Origin of the sequence: Acidithiobacillus sp. HP-2 (assembly GCF_015100155.1) — a bacterium.
Taxonomy (GTDB): domain Bacteria; phylum Pseudomonadota; class Gammaproteobacteria; order Acidithiobacillales; family Acidithiobacillaceae; genus Acidithiobacillus.
On sequence record NZ_JACKZA010000029.1, the window covers coordinates 1 to 17,156 of the forward strand.

At 53.9% G+C, this 17,156-nt stretch carries 17 protein-coding genes and 1 tRNA gene; 8 read left to right on the forward strand and 10 right to left on the reverse strand.

The features are described from left to right. Nucleotides 1-306 (reverse strand): transposase (locus tag H7F11_RS15535; RefSeq protein ID WP_193658242.1); only part of this gene is annotated, 306 nt, incomplete at its 3' end. A 35-nt stretch (nucleotides 307-341) separates the two neighbouring features. On the opposite strand from H7F11_RS15535, the gene H7F11_RS15540 reads away from it, so the two are divergent. The 3 genes from H7F11_RS15540 to H7F11_RS15550 all read left to right on the forward strand — a co-directional run bounded on the left by H7F11_RS15540 (nucleotide 342) and on the right by H7F11_RS15550 (nucleotide 1,753). Next, nucleotides 342-554 carry a hypothetical protein gene (locus H7F11_RS15540; protein ID WP_193651072.1) on the forward strand — a complete coding sequence of 71 codons (213 nt, stop codon included), beginning with the start codon at nucleotides 342-344 and terminating at the stop codon, nucleotides 552-554. Nucleotides 555-576: 22 nt separating this feature from the next. Then, nucleotides 577-987, forward strand: coding sequence for an HGGxSTG domain-containing protein (locus tag H7F11_RS15545; protein ID WP_193651071.1), 411 nt, complete (start codon nucleotides 577-579; stop codon nucleotides 985-987). 301 nt (nucleotides 988-1,288) lie between these two features. Next, nucleotides 1,289-1,753, forward strand: a complete 465-nt coding sequence (locus H7F11_RS15550; RefSeq protein WP_193651070.1) for a hypothetical protein — start codon at nucleotides 1,289-1,291, stop codon at nucleotides 1,751-1,753. Nucleotides 1,754-1,937: 184 nt separating this feature from the next. On the opposite strand, the gene H7F11_RS15555 is transcribed toward H7F11_RS15550, so the two are convergent. From H7F11_RS15555 to H7F11_RS15580, 6 genes are all read right to left on the reverse strand, one after another. Continuing rightward, nucleotides 1,938-2,014, reverse strand: a tRNA-Arg gene (locus H7F11_RS15555). A gap of 69 nt (nucleotides 2,015-2,083) precedes the next feature. Then, complete coding sequence (locus H7F11_RS15560; protein ID WP_193651069.1) at nucleotides 2,084-2,824, reverse strand: PspA/IM30 family protein; 741 nt, start codon at nucleotides 2,822-2,824, stop codon at nucleotides 2,084-2,086. 30 nt (nucleotides 2,825-2,854) lie between these two features. Next, a complete protein-coding gene (locus tag H7F11_RS15565) occupies nucleotides 2,855-3,679 on the reverse strand; it encodes a heavy metal-binding domain-containing protein (RefSeq protein ID WP_193651068.1) in 825 nt (274 codons plus the stop codon). Further along, nucleotides 3,676-4,653 carry a heavy metal-binding domain-containing protein gene (locus tag H7F11_RS15570; RefSeq protein WP_193651067.1) on the reverse strand — a complete coding sequence of 326 codons (978 nt, stop codon included), beginning with the start codon at nucleotides 4,651-4,653 and terminating at the stop codon, nucleotides 3,676-3,678. Before H7F11_RS15570 ends, H7F11_RS15565 begins: the two co-directional genes overlap by 4 nt. Before the next feature lie 15 nt (nucleotides 4,654-4,668). Next, a complete protein-coding gene (locus H7F11_RS15575; protein WP_031573815.1) occupies nucleotides 4,669-5,049 on the reverse strand; it encodes a hypothetical protein in 381 nt (126 codons plus the stop codon). Between the two features lie 97 nt (nucleotides 5,050-5,146). Then, on the reverse strand, nucleotides 5,147-6,979 hold the full coding sequence (locus H7F11_RS15580) for an ABC transporter ATP-binding protein (protein WP_193651066.1): 1,833 nt from the start codon (nucleotides 6,977-6,979) through the stop codon (nucleotides 5,147-5,149). A 144-nt stretch (nucleotides 6,980-7,123) separates the two neighbouring features. Between H7F11_RS15580 and H7F11_RS15585 the strand changes: the two genes are divergently transcribed. Then, on the forward strand, nucleotides 7,124-8,026 hold the full coding sequence (locus H7F11_RS15585; RefSeq protein ID WP_193651065.1) for a D-hexose-6-phosphate mutarotase: 903 nt from the start codon (nucleotides 7,124-7,126) through the stop codon (nucleotides 8,024-8,026). Nucleotides 8,027-8,075: 49 nt separating this feature from the next. Here the strand turns inward: H7F11_RS15585 and H7F11_RS15590 are convergent, their stop codons facing one another. Next, the gene (locus tag H7F11_RS15590) at nucleotides 8,076-10,508 is read right to left on the reverse strand and encodes a heavy metal translocating P-type ATPase (RefSeq protein WP_193651064.1); all 2,433 of its coding nucleotides are present in this window, start codon (nucleotides 10,506-10,508) and stop codon (nucleotides 8,076-8,078) included. A 216-nt stretch (nucleotides 10,509-10,724) separates the two neighbouring features. Between H7F11_RS15590 and H7F11_RS15595 the strand changes: the two genes are divergently transcribed. Next, nucleotides 10,725-11,906 carry a pyridoxal phosphate-dependent aminotransferase gene (locus H7F11_RS15595; protein ID WP_193651063.1) on the forward strand — a complete coding sequence of 394 codons (1,182 nt, stop codon included), beginning with the start codon at nucleotides 10,725-10,727 and terminating at the stop codon, nucleotides 11,904-11,906. Here H7F11_RS15595 and purT read toward each other — a convergent pair. Beyond that, on the reverse strand, nucleotides 11,903-13,090 hold the full coding sequence (gene purT / locus H7F11_RS15600; RefSeq protein ID WP_413773203.1) for a formate-dependent phosphoribosylglycinamide formyltransferase: 1,188 nt from the start codon (nucleotides 13,088-13,090) through the stop codon (nucleotides 11,903-11,905). The genes H7F11_RS15595 and purT overlap by 4 nt on opposite strands. Nucleotides 13,091-13,144: 54 nt before the next feature. Between purT and gnd the strand changes: the two genes are divergently transcribed. The 3 genes from gnd to H7F11_RS15615 all read left to right on the forward strand — a co-directional run bounded on the left by gnd (nucleotide 13,145) and on the right by H7F11_RS15615 (nucleotide 16,125). Beyond that, nucleotides 13,145-14,101 (forward strand): phosphogluconate dehydrogenase (NAD(+)-dependent, decarboxylating), encoded by a 957-nt coding sequence (gene gnd / locus H7F11_RS15605; protein WP_319803399.1) that lies wholly within the window; start codon nucleotides 13,145-13,147, stop codon nucleotides 14,099-14,101. Further along, nucleotides 14,102-15,568 (forward strand): glucose-6-phosphate dehydrogenase, encoded by a 1,467-nt coding sequence (gene zwf / locus H7F11_RS15610; protein WP_193651060.1) that lies wholly within the window; start codon nucleotides 14,102-14,104, stop codon nucleotides 15,566-15,568. It abuts the gene before it with no gap. A 254-nt stretch (nucleotides 15,569-15,822) separates the two neighbouring features. Then, entirely contained in the window at nucleotides 15,823-16,125 is a 303-nt protein-coding gene (locus H7F11_RS15615) for an ArsR/SmtB family transcription factor (RefSeq protein WP_193651059.1), read from the forward strand. Here the strand turns inward: H7F11_RS15615 and dusA are convergent. Further along, nucleotides 16,093-17,073, reverse strand: a complete 981-nt coding sequence (gene dusA, locus H7F11_RS15620; protein WP_319803365.1) for a tRNA dihydrouridine(20/20a) synthase DusA — start codon at nucleotides 17,071-17,073, stop codon at nucleotides 16,093-16,095. The two genes, H7F11_RS15615 and dusA, sit on opposite strands and share 33 nt — an antisense overlap. Between the last annotated feature and the right edge of the window lie 83 nt (nucleotides 17,074-17,156).

Sequence of the window (17,156 nt, forward strand, 5' to 3'; positions counted from 1 at the left end):
GGTATCGTGATCCGGATGGCTGCCGGCCGCGAGGTAACGGAAAGCCACGGAATCATAGGTGGCTTGTTCCAGTTTACGGCTGGAAAAGACCCCGTTGGCATAGCCGTAGACCAGAATCGCCAGGAGGGTGGCCGGGTGATAGGCCTTATGGCCACGACCCGCATATTGTTGGACCAGCAGCGAGAGATCGAGCTGATCAATGACTTCCACGATAAATCGCGCCAGGTGCCCTTCCGGAAGCCAGTCGTCCATGGAGGGGGGCAGAAGATAATCGGTCTTGCGGTCAGCATCGAGGAAGTGGGCCATGAAATCACTCATCACATTGAATTATAAGTAATTATATGATAATTCGACGCAAAGGGAAAGTCCGACAAGCTGCTAGATCGTTATGGTCAGCATTTGCCGAAGCCGTTACCGATGCAGGCATGGAACCCGGCGAAGTCATGCAGTCGATTGGTGGATTGTCCAAGCTGGCGCAGGATGTGGTGGACGATGAGAGGGTGGACGCTGATCCCGACGCCCTGGAGCTTTATACAGCGATGATGAAGGCATGAACCATTTTTGCGAAACAATCCCATGAAGCCAGCATATTGCAACGCTAAAACTCGCGCAGGCACCCCATGCCGCCGTCATCCAGTAGCAGGTCGGAAACGCTGCCGTTTACATGGTGGCACTAATCCCGGTCCCGGTATCGGCAACCAAAATGCCAAGATACACGGCATCTACTGCCGCAACCTTTCGGAAGCAGAAAAAGCCGATCTTCCCCTGGTGGGAGTTGGCAATCTCGACATCCTGATACGCCTGGGGCATCTGGAGCTTAAGCGTTTACTCAAGGATCAGCGGTCTGCCCCGGAACTGGATGAGATAGTCACCTATGGAAGCGGTAAGCGCATCATCAAACGGGTAGTGGACTATGACACCAAGATTGACCGGGTCATGCGCCGCATAGCCAAGCTGGAGACAATACGTCATCAGGGCAATATGTGAGGGCTTGCGCTGATACCGTCCCCCCTGTTCTGCAAAACAAACCCCATGAACGACACCTTGACCCCCCGCACGACCGCGACTAATCTCTATCTCATGGTGCTAGTCACACCTCAATGCGGATCACCGCCCCGTCAGTCTTGCGGCTATTTTTATGCCCGGAATCCGTCCGGGTTATGCTCTCCAATGGCCGGGGAGGGATCGAAATAAAACACCGTAAGGGAATACGATCCGGTGCTCATTGAACACTGACTAGCCCCTGGCCGCCAGAGTCATTCAGGTACTTTGCACAGAGGGATCAACCATGGAACAGAAAACCACTACCGAGAATATAACGCTACGGGATGCAGTACAGGCCGAACGCGAAGCATTGCAGGCATATCGCGGCATCATTGCAGACGATGGCCCCTATATCGTGCCACCGACCGACGACTGGAAAGAATCCCGCAGCGCCCGGATCGTCCAGACCGACAAGATGCTGGACCAGTCCATTAAAGCCACCGATGCACTGCTGGACGGATACCCTTCCCCTTGGCGTTATAGCGCAGGACGGACGTTGCTTGATGATGAGGACGTAGAGATCACCCTGCACGACAGGGTATTAGGCGAGATGATTGCATGGGGCAAGCCGTCTGAAATGCTGGCTATACATAGTCATGTTTTCGCGCAGATGGCCCCAAAAAGTCTTGTTATGGTGGCGAGGGCGTTACTGGATGAACAGGGTATTGACTGGGAATCCGCGTATCACCGGGAGAAAGTCACCCAATAAGGCGCAGTTACAGCGTAACGCAACCCCTGATCTTCGGATGCAGGGGTTTTTATTTTGCTGGTGCTGTTACCGTAACGACCGCTTTACCCATGCAACCGTGTTGCTTTTGCCCTCTGAGGTTAGCCCTGGGTTAGCCCGCAAAAATAAAGGCACCTAGCAAATGACGCTAAGTGCCTGTTTTATTTGGTGCGCTCGGAGAGAGTCGAACTCCCGACCTACTGGTTCGTAGCCAGTTGCTCTATCCAGCTGAGCTACGAGCGCAACGAGGGCGTAATATAGCGACTGCACTGGCCGGGGTCAATATGTTGCGACAGCAGCAGCCACGAATGATCAGGGGTTTCCCGAACTGTCTCCGGATGCCCCTCCGGCCTTTTCTTTGGCCATTTCTGCCTTCAGACGGGCGAGATCATCATCAACACCACTACTGGCGCGCACTTTATCCAATTCCTTATCAGTTTGACTGCGGGTATCGAGGGGATCACTGAGGGCACCCGACTCAATCAAGCCATCCATGGCAGTTGCCTTGGACTCCATTTGGGCGGTGCGGTCCTGGGCGCGACGCATGGCCTCACCGGCGTCATCCATACCCTTGCCGATACCACTTAATGATTCTCCAGCCTGGACCTCAGCCTTGGCGGCCATCATTTCGCTTTTGGTCACTTCTTTCTGGGTACGGAACTGTTCGATATGATCCTGCAGCTTCTGTTCGTATTCCTGCAGCTTCTGTGACTGAGCCGCTACTGCATCATGCGCTTCCTTGAGACTGGCCAGTTTTTGCAATTCGGACTGCTTTTCGGCCAACTCGGCGCGGGCCAGGTCTTCACGGTTGGCACCCAGAGCCATCTTGGCATCTGCGTCGGCCTTGTCAGCGGCTTTTTGCGCTTGTACCATCTGACTTTCCAGCGACACTTTTTCGGTAACCACATCGGCCAGATGGCGCTTGGTTTCCTGCAGGTTAGTGATCATTTTTTCATACGATAAGTCCAGGGTTTCGGCAGGATCTTCCGCATTATTCAAAAAATGATTGATCTTGCCCTGCAATATTTCTGAGGCATGCTTAAATAATGACATTGAATATTCTCCTTGCGAATGACTCGCGCTTTAATCGTTGACCGGAATAACCAGTTGCGGGCTCAGGCCATCAACCAGAGCATCAGCATTTTCCATGGCTTTCACGGCGGTACCGACGGCAAAAAATTCGATGATATGGGGTTTCCAGTTGTGGCTGCCTTCATGAAGCTGAACGCCGGTAATGCCATCCGCCTGGGCTTCCTGCGCCTCATGTTGCATACGTTCCATGGCCAGTTCCCGGGCGTCATACATGGCCTGGGTAAATTGTTCCATTTCCGTATTGCGACCCACATTTCCCATGGATTTCAGCATTCCTTGATGCGCCACATGATACACACAGGAACCCATGACCATTTCCATGGGGCGGTAACCCGCCTGCAACAACATCCAGAAGTCCTGACCACTCAGATCACTGGTAAAGGGCTTGCCGCCCACCCCCTTGAAGCCTGACGCGCCACTGCGGTGGGCGATGGCCGTGCCAATCGCCATGAATTCGAGAATGTCCTGATCCCATTCCATACGCTTCACTTCCAGACGCACACCCACAATACCGTCGGCCTGCAGTAAAATGGATTCCTGCTCCATGCGACTGATAGCCAGCTCACGGGCCTGATACATGGCCTGGGAAAGCACATCCATTTCCATGTTTTGATTCCAGTTTCCATACTGGATTCCCATATGATAAATACACGAGCCAACCACCAGACCCAAGGGCTCAAAATTGGCCTTGCGGACCATCACAAATTCATTGACGGACAAATCCGAAGTAAATATACCTTCGTGACTGCCCTGCGAACGCAGTCCTTTCAGACGTTCTACGGCATGGGGAGCGAGATGTTCTGTACTATCGGTCATATCAAATCCTTTTTGGAGTCAGTAGCACTGGTCAGGGGGTGATCAGCCAGTGATATCATGGCAAGCAGTTCATGTTGCGGCGGGTTTTTTGGCAGATAACTGATGGCGGTACCAATACTGATGTGGCGACAAAGAAAACGTTCGGGGTTGTCCTGATCGGCAGGTACCCGAAACATTTGGGTATAACTGGTGTGTCCAAGAACGCCGGCAGCCATCTTGCGGCCATCTTCGCGCAAGTCATAAAGCGCCCGGCGCCGGACATTTTCCTGAAAAGTAGAAAGGTCGGTAATTTCCATGTTCCAGTACCGCGCCGCAAAAGGTGCCTGCTGGGAAGCCTGATCAGCGACAGTACCCATCCAGGGCATATACCAGTCAAAATTGGCGCCAATGGCAATACCTACAGGAACCACGCCATCTTCCAGCAAACGGACAAATTCCAGGGCCGACACCGTGGCGATAACGGGCGCGGTGGCAGGGGGAATTCCGGTTAGCCGGATTGCGGTGCCGGTCACCCCATAATCCATATCCTCACCTTCCCCATGCCGCACTTTCATGCGCACATCGACAATCGCATTGGCTCCCAGAGCGATGGCTTCAAGGCGCATACGCTCTACCGCCGTGTGCCAGCCATCGTAGTGTCCCTGGGTCCAGGAATAACCAAAGTGATACCAACAGTTTCCGGTTACCATACCGATAGGCTGAACCCCGTGACTGCGTTGCAAAAGAAGTTCTGCGGCAGTGGCCGTACTGATCCAGGGAAGATGCCCCTGACTGGTCGCGAACAGGCGATTTTGAACAAAATTGGGCAGGCGGCGTTGCTGCAAGGCCTGTTCCCATTCAGAATATCGCTGCATTTCTTCAGGGGTTTGTGAACGGACGCCCTGGCTCACGTTATGACCCAGATTTTCGGCCGCTCGCTGCGCGTCCTGGGCGACTTCCTCAATACCGTGTTTGATCTTGTCCCAAATGGACATAGTAGCTCCTTGCCGTTACCCCATGAGAAAATCGTGCAATGTATTGCTGGCTCCCTGCATTTCCCCGGACAAATCACCGAGGTCTTTCACCAGGCTTTCCAGCCATGTGGCGAGTGGTAAATCCTCATGTTTAAGCACCACGCCACGCACGGTTTTGGCACGAACCGTGCTGATATGCGCACCTTCATGAGTCAGTAAATAATCGTTATTGTTGGTGTGAACAGTAATGGCATGGACATGGCTGGTCTTGGCAAAAAAACCGTCTTTTTTTCTTTCTACTTCAACCAGGCCGGGCATATCTCCCTCCAGTCTTGCCGCCAATCCTTCTACAAAAGCCTTCATGTCGCCTTGCGCGCGCCTGATCCAGGCAGTACTTTGGTCAAAATCTGTGCTCATGGAGGGCCTCCCACCCTATTTATCGGCCACATTCGGTTTTTCAAAAAATAATTACCCAAGTTCAGACCGCCAGCTTTGACTATAGTTCTGTTTTTCTTCAGGCGCGTATTTTTTCCAGGGTGGATAATTCCGGAGATTGTTCGTGCAGGCGCTGCAATTCAGCAAATTGCCGGTAAGTGGGACAACTTTTCAGCAGCGCTTCATGACTGCCAATAGCAATGAGTCGGCCCTGATCGAGCACGACAATGCGTGCAGCATGAACAATAGTGGCCAAACGATGCGCCGCCACCAGGGTGGTCCGCTGTGCGGTCAAATTAGCCAGTGCCTCCTGAATGAGCCGCTCATTTTCCGCATCCAGGGCGCTGGTGGCCTCATCCAGAATCAGTACACGAGGGTTTCTCAGAATCGCCCGGGCAATGGCAATGCGTTGGCGTTGCCCTCCAGATAAAGTTACGCCTTTTTCGCCAACATGGGTTTTCAGTTTGTCTTCCAGTCGGTCAGAAAATTCATCCACCCGAGCAGCCTTTACTGCAGCCAGTAAAGCTGCCTCATTGGCATCAGGACGCGCCATCAAAATGTTATCCGCAATACTCATGGAAAAAATGACAGGATGTTGTGGGACTACGGCCAGTTGCTGGCGCAAGCTGCGCAAGGGCATGGCATCAATGGCCGTTCCATCCAGCAAAATTTGCCCTTCGCTGGGTTGATAATGGCGCATGAGCAGGGAAAACACCGTACTTTTACCGGCTCCGGAAGCACCTACAAAAGCCACTGTTTCCCCTGGTTCAATATCCAGGGAAATATTTTCAATAGCAGGCACATCCGGCCGCGAAGGATACCGGAAGGCGACGCGCTCCAGGGTCAATCGTGCCGGATTTCTGATGGAAAACTCAGAGGGTTCCGGAACCTTGCCGACAGCGCCTGACAAAGCCGGGACACTGTGTTCCGGCTGTTCATCCAGCAGCGCCAGCAAGCGTTCAGTGGCACCCGCCAGTCGCGACATGCTGCCCCATAACTCCCCCAACGAGGCCAAAGACGTTGCCGCCATCAGGGCATAAAGCAGAAATGCCGCCAGTACGCCCATGCCCACCTGCTTTTCGAGAACCGCGAGACCGCCCAGATAGAGCATGGCGCTGAGTGCCAGAAAAACCAGGCTTCCCGTCAGAAAGGTGGACCAGGACTGGACTTTAACCCGCGACCAGACTTGTCCCAGCAACAGATGAATATCCTGGCGATATCGGGTTTCAGTCTGAGGTTCGAGGGTAAGCGCCTGGATAACCCGAATGCCATTGATGGACTCTTCGGTATGGGCACTGAGATCAGCCAGATAATCCTGTTCCTTGCGGCTGTATCCGCGCTGCAGACGTCCTGAGCGGATATTGACAAATACCAGCAACGGCAATACCAACATTCCCGGGATCAGTAACTGGGGCATGGTCACCAGCATCAACACCAGCGCGCCGACCAGGGTGATGCCGCTTTGCAGACTGCGTCCGAGCACGCCCGTCAAACCAAAGCGTAAAATGGTGACATCACTGCTTAACCGCGAAATGACCTCACCGGTCCGGAATGTCTCATAAAATATGGCGGGAAGATGCAGCGCATGACTGAACACGGCGCTGCGCAAATCGGCGACGACCCCCTGCCCCAGCCAGGTTGCCAGACCATCCCGCAGCCCGCGCATGGCGACCGTAAACATACCCAATATGAATAGCGCAATGCTGATCCATAGCAATGCCCTGTAACTGTGGAACCCCTTGTCGAGAATAAAGCGTGCGCCCTGGGGCAAAACCAAGGAAGCGGCAGCGCTGCAGAGCATGGCCAACAGATAAGCCAGCAGCAGCCCCAGCCGGGAACGCAAAAAGGGCTTCAGTTTCCATAATACCCAGAGGTTTTTATTGACCGGACGTTGCCAGGGATTTTGCGCCACTCAGTCACCTTGTCAGCGAATTTCAGGAATAACACAGCATACGCTTGCCCGACGGCTTTGGCTGCATTATCGCGATCCGTCAATTGACCGCTGGCAACCTTCAGCAGCAGAATGTGCCAAATTCCCTCACTTCCTGGAATAACTATGCAATCCCTTGATGCACTGAATCGCTACGCCATTCCCGAACATGTGTTTTTTCGCTTTGGTCCGGGGGGGCAGATTTTTGCGGACATTCGCAACAGCAGTGCCAGTGCCAGTGTTTTCCTGCAAGGGGCTCATCTGACAGCGTTTCAACCACGCTCCCAGTACGATCCACTCATCTGGCTTTCGGAAAAATCGCGCTTCGCCGTCGGCAAATCCATTCGCGGCGGCGTGCCGGTATGTTGGCCCTGGTTCGGTCCGCATCCCGACAACAGCCAGTTCCCGGCCCATGGCTTTGCCCGCACCCACTTGTGGACCGTCAGCGATTCATCAAGCAGCAAGGACATTACCCGGATTACCCTGACCCTGGAGCCCACGAACGAAACCCGGGCACAGTGGCCTCATGAGACTCCGGTCAGCCTTGAAATTATCGTTTCCGAAACTCTGGAAATGTCTCTGACTACCCATAATGCCGGAAACGACACAATCACTCTGGGTGAAGCTTTCCATACGTATTTCTACGTGGGCGATATTCATTCGGTGCGCCTGGAAGGTGTGGATGGTTGTACGTATCTCGACAAAACCGCAGATTTCGCCCGGAAGCAGCAGGAAGGTGACATTACCTTCAACGCCGAGACCGACCGGGTTTATCTCAACACCCAAAGTGATTGCATTATCCATGACCCGCGCATGTACCGCCGAATTCGTATTCATAAGGAGCATGCCGATTCCACAGTAGTCTGGACGCCCTGGGCCGAAAAGGCTGCTGCCATGGGAGATTACACGCCGGATGGCTGGCGGCAGATGCTCTGTGTGGAATCCGCCAACGCCGCCGAAAATGTGCTGCAACTGCAGCCAGGTGAGAAGCACAGCATGATGGTGCGTTACAGTGCCGAGTCTCTATGATCCCTTGAAAGTGGCTGTTGCCGCAGAGGCTTTGCCGTGACTTTATCTTTCAGACTGAATCAGGCACCCACGGACGCAGCCACTTCAAACGTAAACTGTTACTGAGCACAAATACTGACGACATTCCCATGGCCAGTCCCGCCAGCATGGGATTCAGCTGAAATCCCCAGGGAATCAGCACACCCGCAGCCACTGGAATCAGCAAGATATTATAAAAAAACGCCCAGAATAAATTACCGCGAATGGTCGCCATGGTTTTTCGCGCTGCCTGCACCGCCGTCACCAATGCACTGAGATCCCCATGGGTTAAGGTCAAATCAGCCGTCTCCATGGCAATGTCAGTGCCTGAAGCCAGGGCCAGACCCACATCGGCCTGAGCCAGAGCCGGAGCATCATTGATGCCATCACCCACAAAGGCGACTTTGCCGCCCTGGTTTTGTAACTGTTTGACGATATTTGCCTTATCCTGCGGCAACACCTCTCCATAAAACTCTTCTATTCCAAGGTGTTCGGCAAGATGCCGCGCTGCGCTCTGGCTGTCACCCGTAATCATGGCTACCCGCATACCCATGGACTGCAGTTGCCGGACGACCGCTAAGGATTCGGGTCTTACGCTGTCCTGAATGGCGATTTTCCCCAGCAGATGTCCATTCCCGGCAATATACACCCAGCTTTGGGCCACCTGCGGCTCAGTCCAAAATTTAGCGTCCTGCGCTACGCCATTCTCCTGCAACCAGACCGCCGTACCGACCAGAATTTTCTGTCCGGCTACGACGCCCTCAACACCCCGGCCGGGAACAGCCTGAAAATCCGTCACAGGAGACAGGGAAATTTCCCGTTCACGCGCAGCCTGAACAATGGTCCGCGCCAAAGGATGCTCAGAAGCCGCTTCCAGCGACGCAGCCAAGGTCAGAACCTGGCGGACATCGTCTGCGACAATTTCACACACGGCTGGCGTACCCCGCGTCAAAGTGCCGGTTTTATCCAGACAGACCGTTTTCACCTGAGCCAGCGTTTCCAACGCCAGTCCTTTGCGAAAAAACACACCTAACTCTGCAGCCCGGCCGGTACCGACCATAACCGCCGCCGGGGTGGCAAGTCCCATGGCACAGGGACAGGCCACTACCAGCACCGCCACAGCGGACAACAGCGCCACAGTAATAGCCGGGCTGGGTCCCAACCATAACCACACCATAAAACTCAGCAGCGCAATGCCAATAACCAAAGGCGTAAATACGCGAACCACCCGGTCAGCAAGACCCTGGATGGGCAGCTTTCCAGCCTGGGCCTGCTCGACCATCTGAATAATATGGGCAATGACTGTATTTTGCCCCACCGCAGTCGCTTCGATAATCAGCCTGCCGTTACCATTGATCGTCGCACCGACGACGGCGTCACCTGCTTTTTTATGCTCAGGCAACGCTTCTCCGGTCAGCATGGCTGCATCTATATAGGATTCTCCTTCCAGGACGATGCCATCCACGGGCAGACGCTCTCCCGGTCTGACCAGGAGATGATCTCCGGTGCGGATGCGGTTGAATGGCACCCGCTGTTCCTGCCCATCCTTGAGCAGTGTTGCGTCCTTGGCCTGCAGATCAACCAGATGCCGAATCGCCTGCGAGGCCCGGCCTTTGGCCAGCTCTTCCAGATACTTGCCAAGCAGAATGGCGGCGATAACTACTGCCGCCGAATCAAAATACACATGCAATCCGACCTGTTTGAAAAGCTCTGGAAAAATCAGCACGATCATACTGAACAGCCAGGCGGCTCCCGTACCGGTAGCCACCAGAGAATTCATATCCGGAGACAAATGACGGTAGGCAATCAGACCCGGACGAAAAAAACGCCGCCCCGGACCGGCCAGTACCAGCGTTGCCAGTACGGCCTGAACCCAGTCCCAAAAATGCCCAAAGAGTGCATTTTCTTGCAGCCATCGTCCCAACGCCGGAAAAAGCAGGGGACCCATGGACAAGCACAAAATAGGCACAGCCAGAACAACTGCCGTCAGCAAATCTTTTCGCATAAGCCGCAACTGGGAGATTTTACGATCTTCACCCCGGGCATCAGCACGGACCGCCCGCGCTTCATAACCGGCATTAATAACAGCGGCAATCAATTGATCCTGATTGGTGCTATCCGGAAAATATTCCACCATGGCCCGTTCCGTGGCCAGATTGACGCTGGCCGACAGGACGCCGGGCACCTTGCCCAGAGCGCGCTCCACGCGACTGCTGCAGGAAGCACAAGTCATCCCGCCAACCTCCAGCTCAGATTGGGCCACGACGGGTTGATAGCCTATATCAGCAATCGCAGCCCTCAGCGTTTCCAGGCTGGTCTGGGTCGGATCGAATGCCACGGTTGCCCGCTCAGTAGTCAGATTCACGCTGGCCTGCACCCCCGGCAAGCGATTCAGGGCGCGTTCTACCCGACTGCTGCAGGAAGCACAAGTCATCCCGGCCACCCCGATCTCCAGATTTTTCATAACGCTCCCTTTCCTGCCCGCTGCCCATTGCTATTTGAAAATTGCAACCTGCAGCATATCCTTGTAGCCGGCTGTAATGTCAATCCACCACCACAGGCAACTGCCGAACTTTTCGTCTACAGCAAAATAGTTGATTTTAAGTGACGGATGCTTATCATTTGCCCTCTTGTGCGCATTTGCCGCACCCGCTGAAAATGATATCTGGAGTTTAACATCGTGGATATTCGCCTTTCCCGCCGCGTTACTGCGGTGCGTCCCTCTCCGACACTCGCCGTTACCGCCCGGGCACAGCAACTCCGTCGGGAAGGCAAAGACATTGTCAGTCTCGGCGCTGGCGAGCCCGATTTTGACACTCCCGAATATATCAAGGATGCGGCCATACAAGCTATTCATCGGGGCTTCACCAAGTACACCGCAGTCGGAGGCACGCCGGAGCTGAAAGCCGCCATCATGGCCAAGTTTGCCCGGGACAATCATCTCGATTACCACCCCAATGAGGTGCTGGTATCCGTCGGCGGCAAACAGAGTTTTTTCAACCTCTGTCAGGCCTTGCTGGATGCCGGAGATGAAGTCATCATTCCCGCGCCCTACTGGGTGTCCTATCCCGATATGGTCATTCTTGCCGAGGCCTGTCCGGTCATTATTGATACGGACGCCGCCCAGCATTTCAAAATTCTCGCCGAACAACTGGAAGCGGCCATCACCGAAAACACCCGGCTTTTAGTGCTTAACAGCCCTTCCAATCCCTCAGGAGTCGCTTATAGCCGCAGTGAACTCGAAGCACTGGGAGAAGTATTACGTCGTCATCCCCGGATTTTGATTGCCACTGATGACATGTATGAAAAAATCCTCTTTCAGGACCAGCCGTTCGTAAACATTACCAATGCCTGCCCCGATCTGAAAGAACGCTGCATTGTCATGAATGGCGTCTCCAAGGCTTATGCCATGACCGGTTGGCGCATTGGTTATTGTGCGGGACCCGAGACACTGATTACGGCCATGAACACCGTGCAATCGCAAAGCACCTCCAATCCAACCTCCATCGCCCAGGTAGCCGCCCAGGCAGCCCTGGAAGGGGGGGATAGTGCGGTGCATGAAATGGTTCATGCTTTCCGGCGCCGTCATGCTTACGTATATGGTCGCCTGCAAAGTCTTCCGGGCGTCAACGTTCTGCCATCAGACGGTACCTTTTACAGCTTCCCGGGCTTTCATGAAGTGATGCAGGCCAAAAATCTGCAGGATGACCTGATTCTGGCGGAAGCCCTCCTGGAAGCAGGCGTTGCAGTGGTACCGGGTTCTGCCTTTGGAAGCCCCGGACATATCCGCCTTTCTTTTGCGACCAGTGACAAAAATCTGGAAATGGCACTGGATCGCATCGAACAATTTGTAAAAAGTTAGGCGGGGCTGACCGTAATCGCGGCGGCGGCCTTGGCCGCCCTTTCCCGCGCCTCTTCCACATTTTCTCCGGCAGCGACGGCTACACCAAGACGCCGCAACTTGCTGGCCGTCGGCTTGCCAAAAAGACGTAAATCACTTTCTGGCACGGCCAGCGCTGCTTCAAGACCGGCATATCGGGGCCCCCAACCCAGATTTTTACCCCGAATAACCGCAGAAGCCGAAGCCCTGCGGAATCCGGGATCAACGGGCAAGCCCAGAATAGCCCGCAAATGCAATTCAAACTCGTTTTGACGTTGACTGGACAGGGTCACCAGACCGGTGTCATGGGGTCTGGGCGACAACTCACTGAAAATCACTGCTTCACCCTGCACAAAAAATTCCACCCCGTATAATCCCTGTCCGCCGAGATTATCCGTCACCTTTTGCGCCATGCTCTGTGCATCCTGAAGCGCCTGCGCGGACATGGCCTGGGGCTGCCAGGACTCCACATAGTCTCCGGCTTCCTGACGATGCCCGATGGGCGGGCAAAATACCGTACCTAAGGCAGAGCGCACCGTCAGCACGGTGATTTCAAAATCAAAGTCCACAAAGCCCTCGACAATGACTTTCTGCGCTCCAACGCGCCCGGCCGTCTGCGCTTCCTGCCAGGCCAGCGCCAATTCCGCCGCACACCGTGCGACCGACTGCCCTTTACCGCTGGAAGACATGACCGGTTTGATCACACAGGGGAAACCCAGCCCGGCCGCTGCCGCCTCCAATTCCTGCAAGCTGCTGGCGAAGCGGTAAGGAGACGTGGGCAAGCCTAATTGTTCGGCCGCCAGACGACGAATACCTTCGCGATCCATGGTCAGTTGCACGGCTCGCGCCGAGGGGACCACCGTGGCCAAGCCGGAATTTTCGATTTCCACCAGGGCGGAAGTGGCAATGGCTTCAATTTCCGGGACCACGAAATGCGGTCGCTCACGCTTGACCAGAGCCAGAATTGCTTCAGAATCTGTCATATCTATTACATAGGCGCGGTGGGCGACCTGCATGGCGGGCGCATCTGCGTAACGATCCACGGCGATGGTTTCAACACCCAGACGCTGGGCAGCAATCAACACTTCCTTACCTAACTCACCGGCGCCCAGCATCATCAGCCGGGTCGCAGAAGCAGAACACGGAGTACCCAGATTCATGCGCATTTCCTTTAGCAAAAAACAATAAAAGCCCAATATGTCTATACTCAACATAGTATCATCTTCCCGACAGACGCATACGCAAAGGAGCATGACATGAGTAAACCCAGTATAGGCATGGTCGGTCTTGGTCGCATGGGTGCCAATATGGCGCGCCGTCTGCATCTAAAAGGCATGAATGTCATTGCTTACAATCGCCACGCCCAAAAAGCCCAGGACCTTGCTCAGGAAACCGGCATGCGCGCTGCCAGCTCGCTGGAAGACCTGGTCAAACAACTGCCAGCCCCCAGAGTCATCTGGTTAATGTTGCCGGCCGGTGAAGCCACTCAGGAACATATTGACCAGCTCCTCCCCCTGCTGAGCAAAGGCGACATCCTGGTCAATGGCGCCAATGCACTCTACGAGGACTCCATGGCCCAAGCCACCAAGGTGGAAGCTGCTGGCCTGCATTATGTCGATGCGGGCGTTTCCGGCGGGGTTTGGGGATTGCGGGAAGGCTATGCGCTGATGGTGGGCGGCAGTCCTGAAGCGGTTGCTCAGGTCACGCCTTTCCTGAAAGCCCTCGCTCCCGGTGAAAATCAGGGTTGGCTGCACTGCGGACCGGTAGGTAGTGGGCATTTCGTGAAAATGGTCCACAATGGTATTGAGTATGGAATGATGCAGGCACTCGCCGAAGGTATCGCCATTCTTCAGGCCAAGACTGAATTCAATCTGGATCTCGCCAATGTCGCCGAAATGTGGCGCTATGGCAGTGTTGTCCGCTCCTGGCTTTTGGATCTGACCGCTGACACCCTGCACAAAGATCAGGTCCTGGCGGACATTGCTCCGGTGGTCGCCGACTCGGGCGAGGGACTCTGGACCGCACAGGCCGCTTTGGCCATGAAAATTCCTGCTCCGGTCATCACGTTGGCCCTGCAGATGCGTTGGGCTTCCCAGGGAAAAGACGACTATGCGGCCAAACTATTGGCCATGATGCGTAATCAGTTCGGCGGTCATGCCGTACAAAAGGAGGACTGAGTGGATAACCAATGTATTTGTCAGTTCGTCATTTTTGGCGCTACGGGGGATCTGGCCAGTAAAAAGCTGCTCCCGGCCCTGTATCACCTGGAATGCGCCGGTATGATGCCCAAGGAAATGCGCATTTTGGCTTTTGGGCGGCGCCCCTGGGACAATAATGGCTGGCAGGAGTTTCTCCGCGAACAACTGGAAACCTACGCAGGAAATTATCATGACGAACATTTTGATGATTTCTGCAAACATTTTGAGTACGTGCGTGGGGAAATTCATGAAAAGGAATCTTATGAAAAGCTCCGCGCTGCCCTCACTGAGGAGGGTGCGGATAAACCTGCTGCTACCATATTTTATCTGGCCATTCGCCCGGCAGATTTTGTGCCTGTTGTTCAGCAACTCTCGGGTGCCGGCTTCAATCAGGAAGGCGACTATCGCATTGTTATTGAAAAACCTTTCGGTGAAGATCTGGAAAGCGCCATGCGCCTCAATGAACAGTTGCATCGTCACTTTCGTGAGGAACAGATTTATCGCATTGACCATTATTTAGGCAAGGAAATCGTCCAGAACCTGATGGTCTATCGTTTTGCCAATCTGGCCGTAGAAGCCCTCTGGAACCGCAATTATATAGACCATGTGCAAATTACCGTAGCCGAAAGTGGTGGCATCGAAAGTCGCGCCGGTTATTATGATCAGGCCGGAGCATTGCGGGACATGTTGCAGAATCACCTGATGCAAATTCTGACTCTGGTAGCCATGGAGCCTCCCCCTTGCATGGAAGCAGACGCTCTGCGTGATGAAAAGGTCAAGGTACTCCGTTCTATTCGACCCATCCCCAAATCTGCGGTCACGGCCTATGCCATGCGCGCCCAATATGGTCCCGGGGTAGTAGATGGTAAGCATGTACCGGGCTATCAGGATGAAGCCGGGGTTGAAACCAACTCCATTACTGAGACCTATGTTGCCGCGAAATTTTATATTGATAACTGGCGCTGGCGCGGGGTCCCTTTTTATCTGCGTACCGGCAAACGCCTCGAAAACAAAACCTCCAGCGTTGCCCTGCGTTTTCGGCATACGCCCCAACAGCTTTTTCGAGAAACCAGCATCGAAAAAATCGAACCCAACTGGATCCTGCTTTCTCTGGAACCAGAAAGTCTGAAAACCGAAATCCAGATCAAGGAGCCCGGCCTGGAAATGCGCGTCCGTCCGGTGCAGCTCAATGCTTCCTATCGCAAGGAGGGTGAGCAGGAGCTGGATGCGTATGAAGCTTTGTTACTGGATGTCATGGAAGGCGACAAAGCCCTGTTTATCCGCTTTGATGAAGTGGAATGGGCCTGGCGGGTGGTGGATCCGATTATCAAGGCCTGGGGCCGGGAAACCGACTATATCCTCACCTATCCAGCGGGCTCCTGGGGGCCGGATGAGGCCGCACGGATTATGGACAAGGAAGATCAGTATTGGCGCAACAAAATCTAATCTGAGCGTGAGCGACGGCTATGAAACCATAACTGTCGCCCCTTGAAAACAACAAAAAAATCATACGAATCAATGAAAAAAATTATCTGCGCAAAAAGCGTAGTCAAACGTCTACAGCATAAGCTAATAAACTCGTCCTCGAAAGACGCCAGTTATTTTTTTTGTTCTAAATTTCATGCAGATAAGTTTACTGGCATAGTTCCTGCTTAATCATTTTGGTCGGTTACCCAATGACAGTCAAGCAAGGAGCCTCCATGAAAACCACAGGAAACACGATCATTCCCGAATGGGAAATTGTCCAGCTTTCTGAAATTATCAAGGCTATGTCTCATCCATTGCGCTACAAAATCATCTGCCTGCTGGGGCGTGGTGAAATGAGCATGCAGAATCTGGTAACAGCCATCAACACCAGCCACAGTAACGCTTCCCAACATCTTGCCTTACTGCAGGATTCCGGTCTGGTCCTGGTCAGAAAGGTGGCCAGTCGCGTCTATTACCGCATCCGCGATCAACGCACCTTACGCTTACTGGAAATCAGTAATCAAGTACTTGCCTGATCGATTTTTTTCAATATGTTGTATGGCTCGCCGCAGAAATTCTGCGGCGTTTTCGTTGATCGTCGCCGTACCGAGAAAACGACGCCATTCCCCGGCGCCAGTAACCCCAAAATACAGACCGTGCAGATGGCGACTCAGGCGTGGCGCAGGTAATGCCTCTCCCCAATTTTCGGCATAAGCCAGTAATTGTTCGAGCACGACGGATCGATCAGGTAATTGCCCGCGACTGTCCATGGCCATTTCCACTTCTGCCAGGAACATTGGATTATGATAAGCGGCTCGACCAATCATCACCCCATCGACGTGAGCGAATTGATCCAGTACTGTTTCAGTGGTCTTGAAGCCTCCATTGACTTCAATGCGTAAGTGGGGAAAATCGCTTTTCAGATGATGCACCCAATCCCAGCGTAACGGCGGTATTTCCCGATTTTCTGCGGGATTCAGGCCCTTCAACCAGGCATTACGGGCATGCACAATAAAATGCTGGCATCCCGACTGCGCCACAATTTCCACGAATTGATGCAAAGACGCATAATCCTCTTCGCGATCCAATCCCAAACGATGTTTGACACTCACCGGTAAGGCACTGTCCGAAAGTCCTGCCATCAGCTCGGCAACCAATTCCGGGGTCGCCATGAGACAGGCACCAAAACTGCCTTTTTGCACACGTGGCGAAGGACAGCCTACATTCAGGTTGATTCCGTCGTATTGATACTCTCTGGCCAGCCTGGAAACACGACGCATTGCGGCTGGATCATCGCCTCCCACCTGCAAAATCAAGGGGTGTTCGGCCGCAGAATACTCCAGAAAACGCTGGGGATCGCGACCCAGCAGCAGCGCATTAGTCGTCAGCATTTCCGTGTAAAGCACACAGGAAGGGCAAATCAGCCGCAAAAAGTGCCGACAATGGCGGTCAGTCCAGTCGAGCATGGGGGCGACTGATATCACTTTATCAATGGCCTCTATTGAGTTTATCATCGTATGTCAGTTGTTTTAACTCCATTCCTTTGACGCTATTGTAGGCGCGGATT

Coding starts and splice junctions, on each gene's coding strand:
- H7F11_RS15540 (WP_193651072.1), top strand. CDS start 342: ATGATAATTCGACGCAAAGGGAAAGTCCGACAAGCTGCTAGATCGTTA.
- H7F11_RS15545 (WP_193651071.1), top strand. CDS start 577: ATGAAGCCAGCATATTGCAACGCTAAAACTCGCGCAGGCACCCCATGC.
- H7F11_RS15550 (WP_193651070.1), top strand. CDS start 1,289: ATGGAACAGAAAACCACTACCGAGAATATAACGCTACGGGATGCAGTA.
- H7F11_RS15560 (WP_193651069.1), bottom strand. CDS start 2,824: ATGTCATTATTTAAGCATGCCTCAGAAATATTGCAGGGCAAGATCAAT.
- H7F11_RS15565 (WP_193651068.1), bottom strand. CDS start 3,679: ATGACCGATAGTACAGAACATCTCGCTCCCCATGCCGTAGAACGTCTG.
- H7F11_RS15570 (WP_193651067.1), bottom strand. CDS start 4,653: ATGTCCATTTGGGACAAGATCAAACACGGTATTGAGGAAGTCGCCCAG.
- H7F11_RS15575 (WP_031573815.1), bottom strand. CDS start 5,049: ATGAGCACAGATTTTGACCAAAGTACTGCCTGGATCAGGCGCGCGCAA.
- H7F11_RS15585 (WP_193651065.1), top strand. CDS start 7,124: ATGCAATCCCTTGATGCACTGAATCGCTACGCCATTCCCGAACATGTG.
- H7F11_RS15590 (WP_193651064.1), bottom strand. CDS start 10,508: ATGAAAAATCTGGAGATCGGGGTGGCCGGGATGACTTGTGCTTCCTGC.
- purT (WP_413773203.1), bottom strand. CDS start 13,090: ATGCGCATGAATCTGGGTACTCCGTGTTCTGCTTCTGCGACCCGGCTG.
- H7F11_RS15615 (WP_193651059.1), top strand. CDS start 15,823: ATGAAAACCACAGGAAACACGATCATTCCCGAATGGGAAATTGTCCAG.